Here is a 20,305-nt window from a genome sequence, read left to right as displayed (position 1 = left end):
CGCCCCGACCAGTCGACCCCTGAGAGTCCGTAGCCATGTACGAGCTGTCCCGCGTCCGCCTCTACTCCATCGGGCCCGCGGGTGCGCGCTACGCCGACACCGTGCTGGATCTGCGCGGAGTCGGCGACCCGGTTCCCGACCCCGCGCCCACCCAGGCGGAGTTCTTCGAGGACGAGCCGGTCGGCCCGCCCCGCCGCCCCGCCCCCGCGGGCGTCCTGTTCCTGGAGAACGGCGGCGGCAAGTCCGTACTCCTCAAGCTGATCTTCTCGGTGATGCTGCCCGGCCACCGCAACACCCTGGGCGGCGCCAGCTCGGGTGTCCTGCGCAAGTTCCTGCTCGCCGACGACTGCGGCCATGTCGCCCTCGAATGGCAGCACACCCTCACCGGCGAACCGGTCGTCGTCGGCAAGGTCAGCGAATGGCGCGGCCGCCAGGTCTCCAACGACCCCCGCAAGTTCGCCGAGGCGTGGTACTCCTTCCGGCCCGGTCCCGGACTCGGCCTCGACTCCCTCCCGGTCGCCGAGTCCACCGCCGTACGGCCCGCCGCCGAAGGCGCCTCCGGGGCCCGGGGCCGCCGCCGCACCATGAAGGGCTTCCGCGACGCGCTGACCGACGCGGGCAAGGCGTACCCCCATCTCGACGTCCACTGGGAGGAGATCCACGACCGCTGGAACGAGCACCTCGGCGATCTCGGCCTCGACCCCGAACTCTTCCGCTACCAGCGCGAGATGAACGCCGACGAGGGCGAGGCCGCCGGACTCTTCGCGGTCAAGAAGGACTCCGACTTCACCGATCTGCTGCTGCGGGCCGTCACCGACACCCGCGACACCGACGGCCTCGCCGACCTCGTCGGCGGCTTCGGCGACAAACTGGGCCGCCGGGCCGAACTCACCGCCGAACGCGACTTCACCGCGGGCTCCGTCGACCTCCTCCACCGGATCGTCGAGGCCGCCGACCGCCGCGGCCGGACCCGGGAGATCCACACCGCCGCCGAGCGCCGCGCCAGGACCCTCGCCCGGCGCCTGCTCGCCCGCGCCGGTGCCGAACGGGGCCGCGCCGCCGACCTCGCCCAGCAGGTCACCGCCGCCGCCCACACCGTCACCGAGGCCGAACACGCCCGCGGCCGAAGCGCCCTCGTCGCCGCCGAACTCGCCTACCGCCACGCGTCCCTGGCCCTCGCCGCGGCCGAGAAGGGCGCCGCCGCCCAGCGCCGCGAACTCACCGAGGCCCGTACCCTGCACTCCGCCTGGCAGGCCGCCGAGGCCGTACTGCGCCACCGGGCCGCCGCCGACCGCTCCGCCCGGGTCGCCGCCGCCATCCGCGAGGCCGAACGCGACGCGGCGCCCGCCCTCGCCGCCCGGGCCGAGGCCGCCGCCGACCTCGTCCGCGCCCTGCACGCGGCCGCCGCCCGCGGCGAAGGGCTCGCCAACGAACAGGAGGAACGCTCCGCGACCCTCCAGGAAGCGGGCGAGGCCGCGCACCGCGACGCCACCGCCGCCGCCACGGCCGCCCAGCGCGCCCGGAGCGAGATCGGCCACCTCCGCCAGCGGCTCGCCGAAGTGGCCCAGGAGACCGACGAGGCGGTACGGGCCGGCTGGCTCGACGACACCGCCCCCGACGCCGACCCCGCCCGGGCCGCCCTCGCCGCCAGCGACGCCGAGAAGACCGCCGTCGCGGCCTGGGACACCGCCCGCGAGACCGGCCGGACCGCCGCCGAACGGGCCAAGGAGACCGCCGCCGCCGAGACCCGGGCCGAACTGGCCGCCGCCCGGGCCGCCGACGCCGCCGCGGCCGCCGAGAACGCCCACGCCGCCGAGTACCGGGCCGCCGCCGCCATCGCCGAAGACCCCCGGCTGGCCGAACTCCTCAGCCTCCCCGCACCCGCCCCGTCCGGACCGGGAGCCCCGGACGGACAGGACCGGCCGGAAACCCGCGCGGCCGGATCCGCCGCCCGGCCCGACCGCGCCGACGGTCCGCTGACCGCCGAAGACCTCGACCGCTGGGCCGACGACCTGCGCGAACTGCTCGACCAGTACGTGACATCGGCCGAGCGCCAGCTGTTCGACCTGCGGACCGCCGCCGCCGACGACGCCCGGATCCTCGGCGCCCTCGGCGACGGCGGACTGCTGCCCCCGAAGCCCGATGTCCTCGCCACCGTCGAATACCTGGCGGAACACGGCATCCCCGCCCTCCCCGGCTGGCGCTACCTCGCCCAGGCCGTCGATCCCGCCGACCACGCCACCGTCCTCGCCGCCCGGCCCGAACTCGTCGACGGCGTCGTCATCACCGACCCCGAGTCCCACCACCGGGCCCGGGACGTCCTCGGCGGCGCCGCCCTGCTGCCGCGCTCCGCCGTCGCCGTCGGCACCGCGGCCGCCCTTCTCGCCCCCGTCCCCGGCCCCGGCGCCACCGGGGGCGACCCCGGCGTCTTCCTCGTACCGCCCAATCCGGCCATGCACGACGAGGGCGCCGCCGACGAGGAACGACAGGCCCTGCGCGCCCGCGCCGCCGCCCGCGACGAGGAGATCAGGACCCTCGCCGCCCGGCTCGCCGGGGACCGCGCGCTCGCCGCCCGGCTCGCCTCCTGGCGCGCCGACTGCCCGCCCGGCATGCTCGCCGAACTCGCCGGAGGGGCCACCACCGCCCGGGAGACCGCGGAGACGGCCCGGGAGGAGCTGGCCGTCGCCCGGGCCGCCAGGACCGAGGCCGACGAAGTCGCCGCCGAGACCGCCCGGATCCGCGAGGAACGCCAGGAGACCGCCCAGCGCGCCCGCCGGGCCGCCGACGCCCTCGCCGGGCTCGCCCACCGGCTCCGGGAACGGTCCGGCTGGCAGCTCAAACTGCGGGAACTCGCCGATGACGCCGTCGAGGCCGAAGCCCGTGCCACCAGCTGTCTGGAGCGCGCCAAGGCCGCCGACGAGGACCGCCGCGCCGCCCAGCGCGCCGCCGACGACGCCCGCAGGACCGCTCGCGCCCTGCGCGCCGAACGCGCCGAGATCGCGGGCGCGCCCGACCACGCCGAACAGCCCGAGCCGGACGGAGCGGACGGGACACCGGACACCGCCGAACCGCTGAAGGTGTCCCTGCCCGCCCTCCGCGAGGCGTACCGGGCCGCGTCCACGCTCTACGAGAAGGTCGGCGTCGGCGCCGACCTCCGCGCCGAGCAGGCCCGCGCCGAAGGCGACGAAAGCGCCGCCCTCGCCGAACTCGACCGGCTCACCAACAAGGTCCGCACCCGCGCCGCCCAGCTCCTGGAGAGCCCCGACGGCGCCGACGGACCCTCCCGCCAGGCCGCCGCCGCCCGCGCCGAATCCCTCGTCCAGATGCTGGAGTCGCGTACCTCCGAGGCGAGCGAGAAACTCGGCCGGCTGCGCGGCGAGGCCGAACGGCTCGCCCCCGCCGACGGCACCGCCCACACGGAGCTGCCCGAAGATCTCGTCCCCGCCGACGCCGAGCACGCCCAGAGCCTGCTGCGTACCGCCACCGGCGAACTGGCCGCCCGCACCGACGCGCTGGACACCGCCCGCGCCGCCCACAGCACCCTGCTGGCCGCCCATCGCACCGCCGAGGACGGCGCGGGCGGCTTCGACGAGACCGCCGCCCAGCTCCGCGATCTCCTCCGCGACCACCAGGACGACGACGCCCCCGAGCCGCCCGAGCCCTACACCGACGCCCTCGCCGAAGCCCGGCAGGCCGCCGCCGAGGCCCGCCGCTCCCTCCGGGGCTGCGCCACCGATCTGTCGGCGGCGGAGACGGCCGTACGGGAAGCCTCCGACGTCCTCGTCCGGCACGCCAACTCCACCCGCTACGAACAGGTCCGCACCCCCGCCCGCCAGCAGATCCGGGAGCTGCCCGCCTCGGCCCTGCCGGAGCACGCCGCCGCCTGGGCCGAGGCGTTCGCGCCCCGGCTGCGCGTCCTCACCGACGAACTGGCCCAGCTGGAACGGAACCGCGACACCATCGTCGACCGGCTGCGCGGACTGGTCGAATCGGCCCTGGCCACCCTCCGCTCCGCCCAGCGCCTCTCCCGGCTGCCCGAAGGGCTGGGGGAGTGGTCCGGCCAGGAATTCCTCCGGATCCGCTTCGAGGAGCCCGACCAGGCGACCCTCGCGGAGCGGCTCGGCGAGGTCGTCGACGAGGCGACCCGGGCCGCCCTGCGCAAGAACGCCTCGGGCGCCTACGGCGAAGGCCGCAGGGACGGGATGTCCCTGCTGCTCCGAGGGGTGCAGGCGGCGCTCCAGCCCAAGGGCGTCGCGGTGGAGATCCTCAAGCCGGACGCGGTCCTGCGCGCCGAGCGGGTCCCCGTCGGGCAGATGGGCGACGTCTTCTCCGGCGGCCAGCTGCTGACCGCCGCCATCGCCCTCTACTGCACGATGGCGGCGCTCCGCAGCAACGACCGGGGCCGGGACCGGCACCGCCACGCGGGCACGCTTTTCCTCGACAACCCCATCGGCCGGGCCAACGCCACCTATCTGCTGGAGCTGCAGCGCGCGGTCTCCGACGCCCTCGGCGTCCAGCTCCTCTACACCACGGGCCTCTTCGACACCACGGCACTGGCGGAGTTCCCCCTGGTGATCCGGCTGCGGAACGATGCCGACCTGCGGGCGGGCCTGAAGTACATCAGCGTCGAGGAGCATCTGCGGCCCGGACTGCCCCAGGCCGACCCGTCGGGCGAGCAGATCCACGGCGAGATCACCGCGACCCGGATGTTCCGGCGCGCCCCGGCGGAACCGCCCGTGGTCCCCGCCCAGGCAGCCCCGGCGGACTCCGGCCGTCCGGCTCCCGCGATCCCGTCCCCGGCCGACGGCGGCACCCCGCCCGTCACCAGCCGTACGGGCTCCGCCGCCCCGGCGGACGACACCACGCGGCCCCCGGCCGGGGGCTGAACCCCCTCCGGACCCGGCACGGCGGGGACGTTTCCCCCGGACCGGTTCCCTCGGCGGGGACCGGATCAGCGGAAACGCCCTGCCCGCGGCCGTATGCCGACTCGGAAATGATGCGACTACCGCTCACCGGCGGCCCACCCTCCGGAGCCCGACCGGACGCCGGGAGCACGGCCCGGCCCGGACACCGCCCGGGCCGAGGGCCGGTCAGACCTCGGCCTCGGCGACCCGTCGGCCGCCCCGGTCCCCGCCCTCCCGGCGCCGTATTCGCGCGTCCTCACGGGCGGCCGTCCGCGCCGCGCGCCGCGCCCGGCGGCGCTCCCGCCGCAACGCGCGGGCGCTGCTGCTGGGCTCGGACACCACCCCGTTCCGCTGCTTCCAGACCTGACGGGTGATCCAGACGTCGAGAACCGCCCAGGTCGCCACGACCGTACTCGCGACACTGCTGAGCACCATCGGGAAGGCGAGCCACGAACCGGCGAGGGTGCACAGAAAGGCGACCATCGCCTGAATCAGGGTCAGCGAGACGATGAGCACGGCCCGGACCGCCGCCGTGCGCACGGGATCGGCCATCCTGGCCCGGGTCGTCGGCTCGTCGACCCAGAGCTGTCGCGGTACGCCGTCCCCCGGTACCGGGCGGTCCGCCTCCTCGCGACGCTCGCCCCTCACCATGGTCCTGGTCACTCCCCACGTCCCCCGTATCCGTTCCGGTACCGCCTTGGGTGCCCGGAATACCTGGTTCTACTCACGACCGGCGGCGGCCCGGCCATTCCGTGTCCGGATGCGACGGCCCCGAGGCCGTCCGGCCCCGCGACACCGAAGCCGTACGCCCCTGAAGCCTGCCCGCCCCGGTCCGCCGACCTCTGCCCGGCACCCTCAGGGCCCCGGGGCCCTCCTGACGCCCTCCGGAAAGGAGTTGGCATCCCGGGCTCGCGATAACCGACAGTGCGGGCGAATATCGCAGTACCGGTCGCTATCGGCCGGGTTGCCAACAGCCCTGTACATAAGGACGCGTCGGACCCCCGTTTTGTTCCGTCCCCGGGGCGCCGATCCGTAGGATTCCGGCCATCTCCCGCACCGCTCCCCGTGACGCCACACCCCACGCACGCCGACACGCCGGGAATCCCAGCACCTCGAATGCGGCGACGGACACTGATCCGGGCCCGCCGGTCGGCCGAAAATCGCCCGGGCGGCCCTTCGAGTTGATTGTCCGACAGTAGTAGGCTCGCGCCGTTTGCTGACGGAGAGGTACGGAGGAGCACCGCCCGGGGGCGGGTTCGTACAGGGGGAGGCCATGCGCTTTCGCGGGAAGTCCATCCGCCGGAAGATCGTGGCGCTGCTCCTGGTCCCCCTGCTCTCCCTCACCGGCCTCTGGGGCTTCACCACCGTGCTCACGGGCCGGGAGGCGGGCCGGCTGCTCGACGTCAACCAGGTCGTCGACGCCGTCGGCGAGCCGGTGACCGACGCCGTCGCGGCCCTTCAGCAGGAGCGCCGCCATACCCTCGTCTATCTAGCCGACCGCCGTTCGTCCGGCGCCCTGACGGCGTTGCGGGACCAGCGCACCGCCGTCGACCGCGCGGTCGCCGCCGTCCGCGCCGGGGCGGCGGGCGACGAGGTCCGAGACACCTTACGGTCCGACGGCGACCGCAAACTGACCGCGCTCCTCAAAGGCTTCGACGGCCTCACCGGACTGCGCCGCTCGGTCGAGGCGGGTACCGTCTCCCGGGCCCGCGCCATGGCGTACTACAACGGCGTCATCGACCCCGCCTTCCCCTTCCTCAACTCCCTCCACACCCTCAGCGATATCGGGATGGAGCGCCAGGGCCGGGCCGTCGTCGGCCTCGTCCGCGCCGTCGAGACCGTCGCCCGCGAGGACGCCCTGATCGCGGCCGCCCTCACCTCGGGCCGGGTCACCCCGGCCGAGCGCCGCGCCCTCACCGGACTCGTCGCCCGCCGCGAACTCCTCTACGAGACCAGCCTCGAATCCCTCCCCGGCAAGGAGCGCGAGGTCTACCACGCGCTCTGGAACGGCCCGAAGACCCTGCCGCTGCGCGACGCCGAACAGCGGCTCACCGTCACCGGCCCGGAGCCGGGGACCGCGGCTTCCGAGACGGCCCCTTCCGAGACCGCGGAGTGGCGCGAGGCGGTCGCACCCGTCATCGGCGAACTCCGCCGCGAGGCCGTGGCGTCCGAGGACCGCCACGAGGACCAGGTGGAACCGGCCGCGTACAACGTCTTCCTCAAGGCGGGCATCGCCGGTGTCCTCGGCTTCCTCGCCCTGCTGGTCTCCGTCGTCGTCTCCGTCCGGATCGGCCGCGAACTGGTCCGCGACCTGTCCCGGCTGCGCCGCGAGGCCCACGAGGTGTCCGGCGTACGGCTGCCCGGTGTGATGCGGCGGCTCGCCGCGGGCGAGCCGGTCGACGTCGAGACCGAGGCCCCGCGTCTGGACTACCCCGAGGACGAGATCGGCCAGGCGGGCCGCGCCCTGAACACCCTGCAGCGCGCCGCGGTCGAGGCCGCCGTACGCCAGTCCGAGATGCGCCGCGGGGTCTCCGAGGTCTTCGTCAACCTGGCCCGCCGGAACCAGGTCCTCCTCCACCGCCAGCTCACCCTCCTCGACGCGATGGAGCGCCGTACCGAGGACGCCGACGAACTCGCCGACCTGTTCCGGCTGGACCACCTCACCACCAGGATGCGACGGCACGCCGAGGGCCTGGTAATCCTCTCCGGTGCCGCGCCCTCCCGCCAGTGGCGCAAGCCGGTCCAGCTGATGGACGTCGTGCGGGCCGCGGTCGCCGAGGTCGAGGACTACGAGCGGATCGAGATCCGGCGGCTGCCCCGGATCGGCGTCGGCGGCCAGTCCGTCGCCGATCTGACGCATCTGATAGCCGAACTGCTGGAGAACGCGACCGTGTTCTCGCCCCCGGACACCGCCGTCCAGGTCCACGGCGAGCGGGTGGCCAACGGCTTCACCCTGGAGATCCACGACCGGGGACTCGGGATGCAGCCGGAGGCCCTGCTGGAGGCCAATCTCAGGCTCGCCGAGACCCCCGAGTTCGAACTGTCGGACACCGACCGCCTCGGGCTCTTCGTGATCAGCCGGCTCGCCCAGCGACAGAATGTCCGGGTGTCCCTCCAGGCGTCGCCGTACGGGGGGACCACGGCCGTGGTGTTCCTTCCCGCCGCCCTGCTGACCGACGCCCCCGAGGAGCGGGAGTCCGGCTTCCGGCTGGACCGTACGACGCAGGGCGCGGCCGACCGGCGGACGCGCTCCGGCCCGCCGCCCGCGGCCGTCGGAGGGGTCGGTGTCGCGGGCCGGTCCCGGTCGGCCCTGCCCCGGGGGTCGGACACCCCCGGCGACCGGTTCACCGGCCCGGACTCCGGCCCGGGTCCCGACCGTCCCGACCGCTCCGGCGGCGGCTTCGGCCCGGCGGACGGCGCGCTCGCCGCCTCCTTCGGACTCCCGGGCGACGGCTACGACCCCGCGCACCCGGGCGGCCCGGACTCCGCGTTCCCGGGCGGCGGCTACGGCCCGGCGCAACCCACCGACCCGTACCGGACCACCGACCCGTACCGGAGTCCGCCCGGCCGTCCCGACGCGTACCGCGAGCGGCCCGGCGGAGACCAGGGACCGGCGGGCCGCGAGGAACACCAGCAGGCCGGTGAGCCCGCCGCCGACGGCACCCCGGCCCCGTTGCCGCGCCGCCGCAAGTCCCCGGGACCGTCCCCGATCGGCCGCGGCCCCGGAGGAGCGGGGCCCCCCGGACCCGCCGGACCCCGCCGGGGCCTTCTCCCGGGCGGTGGCGCCGAGCCCCCCACCGGGGGCCATCGCAGGGCCGACGAGATGCCCGGCGGCCCGCTCGCCCCGGGCGCCGTACCCGCGTTCGTCGACGGACTGCCCCGCCGGATCCGCCAGGCCAGCCTCGCCCCGCAGCTCCGCGACGCCCGGGCTAGGACCCGGGGCCGGGCCCCGGCACCGTACGACACCCCGGACAGGACCCGCCGCCCAGGGACGGAACGCGACGCGGACTCCGTACGCGACCGGATGGCGTCCCTCCAGCGGGGCTGGCAGCGGGGCCGCCGCGAGAACGACACCCCCGATAACACCGACACCGCCGCTGACACCACCGCCGACCACTTCGCTGCCGACAACGACGTCCGGAGCAGCGCCACCGGCCGTACCGGCCGTCCGGAACCACGAACGACATCGGAGGGGAACGGTCCATGACCGCACCGCACGCCACAGCCGACACCACAGCCGGCCACCCACGGACCCGGAGCGGTTCGGGGCCGCTCGACTGGCTGCTCGATGAACTCGTCGACCGGGTCGGCAGCATCCGCCGGGCCCTCGTCCTCTCCGGCGACGGACTGGCCACCGGCAGCTCGCGCGAGCTGAGCCGGGAGGACGGCGAGCACCTCGCCGCCGTCGCCTCCGGATTCCACAGCCTGGCCAAGGGGGTGGGCCGCCACTTCGACGCCGGTACGGTCCGGCAGACCGTGGTGGAGCTGGACGACGCGTTCCTCTTCGTCACGGCCGCCGGTGACGGCAGCTGTCTCGCCGTACTCGCCGACGCCGATTCCGATATCGGCCAGGTGGCGTACGAGATGACGCTCATGGTCAAGCGGGTCGGCGCCCATCTCTCCACCGCCCCGCGGACCGGTCATCCCGCCGGATGACGAGCTCCGGATGAGCGACGGCCGGGACACCAGGGGCGACGGCACCGAACCCGCGGCCCACGACCCCCAGGACCCCCGCCGCTTACACCCGTCCCCCTATTCACACGGGCCTCCCGCACCCTCGGGACCGCATGGGCCCCCCGGACCCCAGCAGATCCGGCAGCCTCCGGGGCCCGCCCAGGAACCGGTGCCACCGCCGGAGCCCCTGGAACAGGAGGCGCAACGACCCCGGCAGCCCCGGCACTCACGGCCGCCGTACCACTTCGTGGACGCCGAGGCGGGTCCGGTGGTCCGCCCCTATGCGATGACCCGGGGCCGGACCAGCAGTACGGCACAGCACCACCGGCTCGATCTGATCGCCCTCGTGGTCCCGGAGCCCGTGGCCGGCCACCCCGGCCACCATCTCTCCCCGGAACACGTCGACATCGTCGAACGGTGCGAGCTGAGCCCGCAGTCGATCGCCGAACTCGCGGCCGGTCTCGACCTGCCCGTCGGGGTGATCCGCGTCCTGGTCGGCGATCTCGTCGAGGACGCGCTCGTCCAGGTATCCCGTCCCGTTCCGCCGGCCGAGCTGCCGGACGTGAACATCCTCCGCGAGGTGATCAATGGTCTTCGGGCGCTCTGACCGGGAGCGGCGCCGTACGCCGGTGGCTCTGAAGATCCTGGTCGCCGGTGGTTTCGGGGTCGGGAAGACGACGCTGGTCGGCGCGGTGAGCGAGATCCGTCCGCTGCGGACCGAGGAGGATCTCACCGAGGCGGGCCGCCCCTTCGACGACACGGGCGGTGTGGAGGCCAAGACGACCACCACCGTCGCCATGGACTTCGGGCGGATCACCCTCCGCGAGGATCTCGTCCTCTATCTCTTCGGCACCCCCGGGCAGGATCGTTTCTGGTTCCTCTGGGACGAACTGGCCCAGGGGTCGCTGGGCGCGGTGGTGCTCGCGGACACCCGGCGGCTCGCCGACTCGTTCGCCGCCGTCGACTACTTCGAGCGCCGGGACATCCCCTTCACCGTCGCCGTCAACTGTTTCGAGGGGGCGGAACGGTTCGCCGTGCCGTCGGTCCGCGCGGCCCTCGACCTCGACGAAGGGGTACCGCTGCTGCTGTGCGACGCGCGGGACCGGGAGTCCGTCAAGACGGTCCTGGTGACGGTCGTCGAACACGCCCTGGCCCGGGTGGACCCGGCCCATCGGCACGCCACCACCTGACGCCGCCGGCCGCGGGCTCGCGGTGCCGGACCGTGCCGGCGCGTCCTCGTACCGTTCCGGCTCCGGTGCCGGAACGGCCGTACGTCCCGGCCGCTCCCGGACCCGGTACACGCCGAAGCCCTCCCGCGACCGCCACCCCGCGCCCCGCCGCCACCCGGCCGACCCGGCGCGACGTCAGGAGTCCGCCGAGGGCCCCCCGCTCCGCGGCGAGCCGGGTGCCGCCGGATCGTTCCCCACGATCACGAAGCGCGCGGGCCGTGCCGTCCCGTAACCGGTCGGCGGCAGCGCCGCCGCCCGGCGCGGACGGCCCCGCGCAGGCCCGTAGCGGACAACAGACGGCGACCGCCGCGTCGTCGGTGTCCCCGCCGGACGCGTCCGGCGGGCCGCGCCCCGGAGGCATCGCCGCGCAGCAGGGCCGGAACTCCTCGTACGCATCGACAGTACGGTCCATGAACCCGCGCCGCGGCCCGCCCGGCCGCCACCGGCCGGAGACGCACCCGCCCTCCGCTACAGTCCGCCAATGCCCCTCGACTCCCACTGCGGCGCCTGCGGAGCCCCCTACGGCCCGGCCGCCGACTGGCCCCGCACCTGCCCCGCCTGCGGTACGACCGCCTACCGCAACCCCCTCCCCGTCGCCGTCGCCCTCCAGCCCGTCCACGACGACCGGGGCACCGGCCTGGTCGTCATCACCCGCGCCGTCCCACCGCGAGTAGGCGGTATCGCCCTCCCCGGCGGATTCGTCGACCACCGGGAGAGCTGGCAGGAAGCCGCCGTCCGGGAACTGTCCGAGGAGACCGGTATCACCGCCGACGCCGACAGCGTCCGGCTCGCCGACGCCCTCAGCGCCCCCGCCACCGGCCACCTGCTCCTCTTCGCCCTGCTGCCCGCCCTCCCCGCCGCCGCCCTCCCGGCCCCCGCCCCCAACCCGGAGACCACCGGACGCCATCTCCTGTACGCCCCCGAGGAACTCGCCTTCCCCCTGCACACCCGGGCCGTACGCGACTGGTTCGCCGGGCGTTACCGCTGACCCCGCCCGCCCCGCACCCGCACCGGACGATCCGGCCGCACCGCCCCGTCGCCCCGCACCCGCCGCACCACCACCCGGCCCGCCGCCCAGCGGACCGCGTACCGCTCGACCTCCGCCCGCTCCCAGCCGTCCCCCGGATCCGGCACCACCAGACCGCCCCCCTTACGGCCCGGCACCGGAGCCCACACCTCCAACTCGATCCCGCCGTCCGCACCCCGCACCGGCACCACCGAACCCGCCCGCGCCAACACCGGAATCCGCGACACCGGCGCCTCCAGAAGGACCCGGCCAGGACCGTCGTACGCCCGCCCCGACACCGTGTCGTACCACCGGCCGCGCGGCAGCCGCACCGTCCGCCGCGCCACCCCCGGCTCCAGCACCGGCGCCACCAGCAACGCGTCACCCAGCAAAAACGCGTCCTCGCAGTCGCGCAGCTCACGATCGCCCGGCGCGTCCCACCACAACGGCCTGACATACGGCGCCCCCGTCAGCCGCGCCAGATGCGCCAGCGTCACCAGATAGGGCCGCAGCCGCTCCCGCTCCACCAGCGCCGCCCCGGCGTGCTCCAGCACCATCGGCCCGAACTCCCACGGCTCCCGGCGTCCCGCCCCGAGCGCCGAATGCGTCCGGAACAGCGGCAGATACGCCCCCAGCTGGAACCAGCGCAGATACAGCTCCGGCGACGGCACACCGTCGAAACCCCCCACATCCGGACCCGAGTACGGCACCCCGCACAACCCGAGACCCAGCACCAGGGCCAGCGACGCCCGCAACCCCGCCCAACTGCTCGCCACATCACCCGACCAGGTACCGCCGTACCGCTGCAACCCCACCCAGCCCGACCGAGAGAACAGAAACGGCCGCTCCCCGGGCCGCAGCCGCCGCAACCCCTCGTACCCCGCCCGCGCCATCGCCAGGCCGTACACATTGTGCGCCTCGCGATGATCACCACCCCGGCCCTCCAGCACATGCCGCGCCGACCTCGGCAGCGTCGCCTCCCCGAACGGCGCGAACGCCACCGGCTCGTTCATGTCGTGCCACACACCCGAGAAACCGAGCCCGAGCCGCTCCGCGTACAACTCCCCCCACCAGCGCCGCACCACCGGATCCGTGAAGTCCGGATAGGCGCACGCCCCGGGCCACACCTCCCCGCGCACCTCCCGCCCCCGCCCGTCCCGGACGAACGCCCCGATCCGCCGCCCCGCGTCGTAGACCGCGTCCCCCCGCCCGGCCCGTACCGCCGGATCCACGATCGACACCAGCCGCACCCCCGCCGCCCGCGACCGGGCGGCCAGACCCGGCAGATCCGGAAACCGCGCCCGGTCCACCGTGAACACCCGCCGCTCGTCCAGATGGTCGATATCCAGATGGACCGCCGACAACGGAAGCCCCCGCTCCCGATAGCCCGCCACTACCCGCCACACCTCCTCCTGGTCCCCGAACCCCCACCGGGCGTGCTGCGGCCCCAGCGCCCACGACGGCGGCACCGCCGCCGGACCCGTCAGCCGCGACCAGCGCGCCAGCACCCGGGCCGGCGTCCCCACCACCACCCAGCAGCGCAGCGGCCCCCCGGCCATCCGCAGTTCCACCGTCCCCGGCCGGTCGTGCCCCGAACCGTCCCCCTCCCGGCCCTCCCGCAACGTCACCAGCCCGTCCCAGGTCGAATCGTGGAACACCAGATGCGTCCCCGCGTCCGCCACCACCAGCTGCACCGGCATCGTCACCGACAGCGGATCGTCCCCCGGACCGAACGAACCCCCCGGATCGGTGTTCCACAGCCGGTACGCGCCGTCCCGCAGCCGAGGACCCGCCGACCGGCCCCCCAGACCGAAGAACCGCGCGTCCGCCGCCACCTCAGTGCGCACCGACCAACGACCCGGACCCCCGCCCTCCGGCTCCCACCAGCGCGGCGGCAGATCACGCCGCAGCACCACCCCGCCCGGCGTCCGCACCTCCACCGCGCCCAGCCGCGACACCACCACCGTCACCCGCTGCGAAACCACCCGCCAGCCACCGTCCGTATCCGGTTCCAGACCCGCCCGCGGATCCGGCTCGGGCACCGGCGCCGCCAGCCCGTACGACGGCTCGGGACCGGCCCCGTCCCACCCCCAGAACACCGCGCCCCCCACCGCCACCACGATCCGCAACTCCGAACGGGCGAACCGCACCACCCCGCCACCCGGCGACGGCTGCGCACCCACCACCGACCCCGGCACCCGCGCCAGCTCGGGCCCCCGACCCGCCCGCGCCACCGCGTCCGTACGCCGCCGACGCCACGCCCAGCGCACCGCCCGCAGCCCCGGCCGCGCCCCCAACGTGCGCAGCCGACCCACCGAGCGCACCAGCTCAACACCGTCCATACGGGTCAGCCTGCCACCGCCGGACCACCGGAGCCGCCGGGTTCAGCCCGCGTTCACCCACTGTCGGCCCGCCCGCCCGAGCCCACCACGGCACCCCCACCCGCCCCACGACACCCTGGTGCTCCGGACGATCACATGGCATCGTCCGTAACACCGAGGACCGCGCACACACCGGCGCGCCACGGCCACCGCAGACACCGCGCAGCGCCCCACGGCCCGGCAGGACGTGGGACGAGACCAGATCCTCCGGAGCCGCACTGTGACCCCAGTGAATCCAGCGACCCCCGCGACCCCCGCGGACGATCCGGCCCCCCTGTGGCAGCCGGCCGCCGAACGGATCGCCGCCGCGCGGATCACCCACTTCCAGCGCTGGGCCGCCGAACACCACGGGGCGCCCGCCGACGGCGGCTACCCCGCCCTCCACACCTGGTCCGTCGAATCGCTCGAAACCTTCTGGCGTGCCGTCGCCGACTACTTCGACGTCCGCTTCACCACCCCCTACGAGCGCGTCCTGCCCGACCCCGCCATGCCCGGCGCCCACTGGTTCACCGGCGCCACCCTCAACTACGCCGAACACGCGCTGCGAGCCGCCGACACCCGCCCCGGCGAAGCCGCCCTCGTCCATGTCGACGAGGCCCACGAACCCGCCGAGACGAGCTGGGCCGAACTCCGCGACCAGGTCGCCGCACTCGCCGCCCACCTCAGGGATCTCGGCGTCACCCCCGGCGACCGGGTCTGCGCCTATCTGCCCAACATCCCGCAGGCCGTCGTCGCCTTCCTCGCCAGTGCCGCCGTCGGCGCCGTCTGGACCTCCTGCGCCCCCGACTTCGGCGCCCGCGCCGTCCTCGACCGCTTCCAGCAGGTCGAACCCGTCGTCCTGTTCACCGTCGACGGCTACCGCTACGGCGGCAAGGAACACGACCGGACCGACACCGTCGCCGAACTCCGCGCCGGACTCCCAGGACTGCGCGGCACCGTCCACGTACCGCTGCTCGGCACCCCGGCCCCCGACGGCGCCCACGACTGGTCCGCCGTCACCCGCGGCGAAGCGACCCCCGAGTACACCCCGCTCCCCTTCGGACACCCCCTCTGGATCCTCTACTCCTCCGGTACCACCGGACTCCCCAAGGCCATCGTCCAGTCCCAGGGCGGCATCCTCCTCGAACACCTCAAACAAATCGGCCTCCACTGCGACCTGGGCCCCGGGGACCGCTTCTTCTGGTACACCTCCACCGGCTGGATGATGTGGAACTACCTCGTCTCCGGCCTGCTCACCGGAGCCACGGTCGTGCTCTACGACGGCAGCCCCGGCCACCCCGACACCGGCGCCCAGTGGGGCATCGCCGAACGCGTCGGCGCCACCTTCTTCGGCACCTCGGCCGCTTATGTCATGGCCTGCCGCAAAGCGGGCGTCCACCCCGCGCGCGACCACGACCTGTCCCGCGTCGGCTGCGTCGCCACCACCGGATCCCCGCTCCCGCCCGACGGCTTCCGCTGGCTCCACGACGAGTTCGCCGACGCCGGACACGACCTCTGGATCGCCTCCGTCAGCGGCGGCACCGACGTCTGCAGCTGCTTCGCCGGAGCCGTCCCCACCCTCCCCGTCCACATCGGGGAACTCCAGGCACCCTGCCTCGGCACCGATCTGCGCGCCTGGGACGAAGCGGGCCACGACCTCGTCGACGAGGTCGGCGAACTCGTCGTCACCCGCCCCATGCCCTCCATGCCGACCGGCTTCTGGAACGACCCCGACACCGCCCGCTACCGCGCCGCCTACTTCGACACCTACCCCGGCGTCTGGCGCCACGGCGACTGGATCACCCTCACCCACCGCGGCACCGTCGTCGTCCACGGCCGCTCCGACTCCACCCTCAACCGGCAGGGCGTCCGGATGGGCTCCGCCGATATCTACGAAGCCGTCGAACGCCTCCCCGAGATCCGCGAATCCCTCGTCATCGGCGTGGAGGAACCCGACGGCGGCTACTGGATGCCCCTCTTCGTCCAACTCGCCGACGGCGCCGCCCTCGACGACGAGCTCCGGACCCGGATCAAGACCACCATCCGTGCCGAGCTCTCACCCCGGCACGTCCCCGACGACATCGTCGAGATCCCCGCCGTCCCCCACACCCTCACCGGGAAGCGCCTCGAAGTCCCCGTCAAACGCCTCCTCCAGGGCGAATCCCCCGCCAAGGCCGTCAACCCGGGCTCCGTCGACCGGCCCGAACTGCTCGACCACTACATCCGGCTCGCCGCCGAACGCCGCGCGAGCCGCGAGGACCGCGCCGACTGACCGCCCCGGGGCCACTGTCAGTGGCGACCGCTACGGTGAGTAATCAATGCTCGACCGTACGTACGCCACTCGAGGGGGACCCATGACCCGCGACACCACACCCACCGGCGGCGACCGCCCGCGCACCCGCCGCCGGGGCACGGACCGCCCGCGGAACAGGGCCGCCGTCCGCCGCGTCCTGCGCCGCGAGATCCCGAGCACCGTGGGCGTCCTCGCCGACGCCCACGACTTCGACGCCATGCGCGGCTACCGCACCTTCACCTTCGACGACCACCCCGACTACCTCCGGCACATCGAGGACCTCCTCACCACCGTCGCCGACCACCACCTCCTCACCACCGTCGTCCTCTTCGACCCCGAGGAGTACGCGGCCTACTGCGCCGACGAGGGTATCGACCCCGACACCCCGCTCAGCCGCAGCCGCTACACCGCCGTCGCCGCCGCCCGCGGCGGCGCCGTCCCCTATACCGGCCAGCCCCTCGACACCCTGCTGCCCCAACTCGTCCACCACGCCGTCCGCGAAGCCACCTGGGAGTACGCGGCCACCCTGCTCGCCGCCATCGGCAACTGCGCCGACTGCGGCCAGGACATCGGCAAAGCCGGCTTCGACCGGGCCTCCCACCTGCTCACCCGGCTGCTCCAGGCCGCCGGACCCGGCGACCACCACCTGGTCTGCAGCGTCGCCGCCCCCGAGGAAAAACTCCTCGCCACCCTCACCGCCACCGGCGACACCACCACCCCCACCGCCCGGCTCGACGCCCTCGAATGCACCGAGTTCGTCACCGTGCTCGCCGTCGCCGTGGCCCTCGACCGGCCCGGGGGAGTGGTCCTGCGCACCCGCACCCCCGACGCCCCCGACCGGCTCCACGGCTGGACCGTCCACCGGAGCCGGTTCGTCCCCCTCACCGAGGCCGAGGTCTTCAGCGCCTACTGCACCGACGCCCGCGACGGCAGCCCCGTCCCACCCGAACCCGGTGCCGAGTACCGCGCGGGCTTCGACATCCCCACCGACCCGCCCGACACCCACCACTGACCCCCGGCCCGCCCCGAAATGACGGGAGGGCCCCGCTACCGCGAGGCCCTCCCGTCACACCCAGCCCGGCTACTCGCCGGAGAGCACCGCGCGCGCCGCGAGCCGCGCCTCCTCGGCACTGTCCGCCGCCCGGGCCGCCGCGGCGGCCCGCTCGCACTGCGCCAGCGTGTGCTGCGCCAGTGCCGCCCGGACATAGGGGATCGAGGCGGCGCCCATCGACAGGGACGTCACCCCCAGCCCCGTCAGCACACACGCCAGCAGCGGATCGGAGGCCGCCTCACCGCACACACCACAGCTCTTGCCCTCGGCCTTCGCCGCCTCCGCCGACAGCGCCACCAGATCCAGCAGCGCGGGCTGCCACGGATCCTGCAACCGCGACACCGCCCCGACCTGACGGTCGGCGGCGAAGGTGTACTGCGCCAGATCGTTGGTGCCCAGCGAGAGGAACTCGACCTCCTGGAGGATCGAACGCGCCCGCAGCGCGGCGGACGGAATCTCCACCATCGCACCGAACTTCGCCGAAAGACCGGCGTCCCGGCACGCGTCCGCGAACGCCTTGGCGTCCGCCCGGTCCGCCACCATCGGAGCCATCACGTCCAGATAGACCGGCAGCCCCTCCGCCGCCTTCGCCAGCGCCGTCAGCTGGGTCCGCAGCACCTCCGGATGGTCCAGCAGCGTCCGCAGACCCCGTACGCCCAGCGCCGGATTCGGCTCGTCCGCCGGAGTGAGGAACGCCAGCGGCTTGTCCGCGCCCGCGTCCAGCACCCGGACGACGACCCGGCCCTCCGGGAACGCCTCCAGTACCTTGCGGTACGCCTCGACCTGCTTCTCCTCCGACGGCGCCCGCTCACTGTCGTCCAGGAACAGGAACTCGGTACGGAACAGACCGACGCCCTCGGCACCGGCCTCCACCGCCGCCGGTACGTCGGCGGGCCCGCCCACATTCGCCAGCAGCGGCACCTTGTGCCCGTCCGACGTGGCACCCGGACCGCTCGACGCGGCCAGCGCCGCCTTCCGCTCGGCCGCCGCCCGGGTCAGCGCCGCCCGCCGCTCGTCGGTCGGCCGTACGAAGATCTCCCCCGTACTGCCGTCGACCGCGACCAGCGTGCCCTCGGCCAGATCCCCGGCCCCCGGCAGCGCCACCACGGCCGGCACCCCCAGCGCCCGCGCCAGGATCGCGCTGTGGCTCGTCGGCCCGCCCTCCTCGGTCACGAACCCCAGCACCAGCGCCGGGTCCAGAAGAGCGGTGTCCGCCGGCGCCAGATCCCGGGCGATCAGGACGTACGGCTCGTCACTGTCCGGCACCCCCGGCATCGGCACCCCGAGCAGCCGGGCCACGATCCGGTTCCGTACGTCGTCCAGGTCCGCGACCCGCCCGGCCAGATACTCCCCGGCCCCGGCGAGCAGCGCCCGATAGGAGGCGAACGCGTCGTACACGGCCCGCTCGGCCGTACTGCCGACCGCGATCCTGCGGTCCACGTCGGACATCAGCTCTGGGTCCTGCGCCATCAGCGCCTGGGCCTCCAGCACGGCCTGCGCCTCGCCGCCCGCCAGATTGCCCCGGGCGATCAGATCGGCGGCCACGGCCTCCACCGCCTGGCGGGCGCGCCCCTGTTCGCGCTCCGTGTCCTGCGCGGGGTTCTGCTTGGCCGGCGGCTCCAGAACCGCCGTACCCATGTGCCGCACCTCGCCGATCGCCACTCCGTGGCTCACGCCGACGCCTCGCAGCGTTGTCTCCATGTCACCCGTTCCCGGTCGAGCGGCGGACAGGTCCGCCGCGATGGTTGTCGAACCGCTGTCGCCGGTACGGCGTCACTGCCAGCTGAAGAGCTGGTCTCCGGGCTTCACATCGCCGTCCTCGCGGACGTCCCCGAGCGCGTCCGGGGTGGCCTCCAGCGCGACGACGGGGCAGATCGGCGACTTGCCCGCCGCTTCGACGGCGACGGGGTTCCAGCGCACGATCGCCTGGCCGCGGGTGACGGTGTCCCCCTTGTTGACGAGCAGCTCGAAGCCCTCACCGTTGAGCTGCACGGTGTCGATGCCGAGGTGCGTCAGCACTCCGTGCCCCTCGGAATCCACCACCACGAAGGCGTGGGAGTGCAGGGAGACGATCACCCCGTCGACGGGGGAGACGGCCTCGGAGGGTTCGCGTACGGGGTCGATGGCGGTACCGGGACCGACCATGGCACCGGAGAAGACCGGGTCCGGTACGGCCGCGAGTCCGATGGCACGTCCGGCCAGCGGCGACGTCACTGTGGTCATGGGGAGCCTCCCAGGGGCGGAGAGTCGTCGCGCCCTCGTCAGGGGGTGGCGCGGGGCGACGCACTGTTCAGAGCTGTATCAGAGCGTATGTCAGGTGAAGTCCCAGTTCCGCCCGAAAGCAACCGGTTGACGGACCTAGGGACGCACCGGAAACGATTTGCCTCGCACTCCGGTGACCTGTACTGTCGTACCCCTGCCTGAGCCCAACACGACATCGCGTCGGGGCTCGGCAGCGACGTATCAAGCCGAGATCCTAACTGGTCTAAACCTCTGCATGCCCGCAGGGGGAAGGGCCGGGGGTGGTCACCGGGCCGGAAAAAGCCTGATAAGGTTTGAAACGTCGAAGGGAAAGCCCGGAGGGCCTGGTGAAAAGGGCCTGAAGGAAGCGTCCGTTCCTTGAGAACTCAACAGCGTGCCAAAAGTCAACGCCAGATATGTTGATACCCCGTTCCCGGCCACCTCGTGTGGTGGGGGATGAGGTTCCTTTGAAACACACAAAATACAGCGAGGACGCTGTGAACCGCCCGGATTATTCCTCCAGGCGGTTCCGCTCTCGTGTGTGTCA

The 20,305-nt window shown here is 74.3% G+C and carries 12 protein-coding genes; 8 read left to right on the top strand and 4 right to left on the bottom strand.

Features of this window, described 5'->3' with window-relative positions; genetic code table 11:
- Positions 1-35: 35 nt before the first annotated feature.
- On the top strand, positions 36-4,886 hold the full coding sequence (locus ABZ714_RS10470) for a hypothetical protein (protein WP_358824774.1): 4,851 nt from the start codon (positions 36-38) through the stop codon (positions 4,884-4,886).
- 204 nt (positions 4,887-5,090) lie between these two features.
- On the opposite strand, the gene ABZ714_RS10465 is transcribed toward ABZ714_RS10470, so the two are convergent.
- Positions 5,091-5,555, bottom strand: coding sequence for a hypothetical protein (locus tag ABZ714_RS10465; RefSeq protein ID WP_358824773.1), 465 nt, complete (start codon positions 5,553-5,555; stop codon positions 5,091-5,093).
- 622 nt (positions 5,556-6,177) lie between these two features.
- On the opposite strand from ABZ714_RS10465, the gene ABZ714_RS10460 reads away from it, so the two are divergent.
- The 5 genes from ABZ714_RS10460 to ABZ714_RS10440 all read left to right on the top strand — a co-directional run bounded on the left by ABZ714_RS10460 (position 6,178) and on the right by ABZ714_RS10440 (position 11,795).
- Complete coding sequence (locus tag ABZ714_RS10460; protein WP_358824772.1) at positions 6,178-9,111, top strand: nitrate- and nitrite sensing domain-containing protein; 2,934 nt, start codon at positions 6,178-6,180, stop codon at positions 9,109-9,111.
- Positions 9,108-9,560, top strand: coding sequence for a roadblock/LC7 domain-containing protein (locus tag ABZ714_RS10455; RefSeq protein WP_358824771.1), 453 nt, complete (start codon positions 9,108-9,110; stop codon positions 9,558-9,560). Before ABZ714_RS10460 ends, ABZ714_RS10455 begins: the two co-directional genes overlap by 4 nt.
- A 205-nt stretch (positions 9,561-9,765) precedes the next feature.
- Positions 9,766-10,185 (top strand): DUF742 domain-containing protein, encoded by a 420-nt coding sequence (locus ABZ714_RS10450; protein WP_358824899.1) that lies wholly within the window; start codon positions 9,766-9,768, stop codon positions 10,183-10,185.
- Entirely contained in the window at positions 10,166-10,768 is a 603-nt protein-coding gene (locus ABZ714_RS10445; RefSeq protein WP_358824770.1) for an ATP/GTP-binding protein, read from the top strand. The genes ABZ714_RS10450 and ABZ714_RS10445 overlap by 20 nt, the downstream gene beginning before the upstream one ends.
- A gap of 520 nt (positions 10,769-11,288) precedes the next feature.
- A complete protein-coding gene (locus tag ABZ714_RS10440; RefSeq protein ID WP_358824769.1) occupies positions 11,289-11,795 on the top strand; it encodes an NUDIX domain-containing protein in 507 nt (168 codons plus the stop codon).
- Here the strand turns inward: ABZ714_RS10440 and ABZ714_RS10435 are convergent.
- Positions 11,786-14,155, bottom strand: coding sequence for a glycoside hydrolase family 31 protein (locus ABZ714_RS10435; protein ID WP_358824768.1), 2,370 nt, complete (start codon positions 14,153-14,155; stop codon positions 11,786-11,788). The genes ABZ714_RS10440 and ABZ714_RS10435 overlap by 10 nt on opposite strands.
- Before the next feature lie 268 nt (positions 14,156-14,423).
- On the opposite strand from ABZ714_RS10435, the gene ABZ714_RS10430 reads away from it, so the two are divergent.
- Both ABZ714_RS10430 and ABZ714_RS10425 read left to right on the top strand, forming a co-directional pair.
- A complete protein-coding gene (locus ABZ714_RS10430; RefSeq protein ID WP_358824767.1) occupies positions 14,424-16,445 on the top strand; it encodes an acetoacetate--CoA ligase in 2,022 nt (673 codons plus the stop codon).
- 82 nt (positions 16,446-16,527) lie between these two features.
- Positions 16,528-17,478, top strand: a complete 951-nt coding sequence (locus tag ABZ714_RS10425) for a hypothetical protein (RefSeq protein WP_358824766.1) — start codon at positions 16,528-16,530, stop codon at positions 17,476-17,478.
- Between the two features lie 69 nt (positions 17,479-17,547).
- On the opposite strand, the gene ptsP is transcribed toward ABZ714_RS10425, so the two are convergent.
- Positions 17,548-19,218, bottom strand: coding sequence for a phosphoenolpyruvate--protein phosphotransferase (gene ptsP / locus ABZ714_RS10420; RefSeq protein WP_358824765.1), 1,671 nt, complete (start codon positions 19,216-19,218; stop codon positions 17,548-17,550).
- A 72-nt stretch (positions 19,219-19,290) separates the two neighbouring features.
- Complete coding sequence (locus tag ABZ714_RS10415; protein ID WP_358824764.1) at positions 19,291-19,740, bottom strand: PTS glucose transporter subunit IIA; 450 nt, start codon at positions 19,738-19,740, stop codon at positions 19,291-19,293.
- Positions 19,741-20,305: the final 565 nt, after the last annotated feature.

Source organism: Streptomyces sp. NPDC006798 (assembly GCF_040635975.1).
Lineage (GTDB): Bacteria > Actinomycetota > Actinomycetes > Streptomycetales > Streptomycetaceae > Streptomyces.
This window is presented reverse-complemented; position numbering and strand designations above follow the sequence as displayed.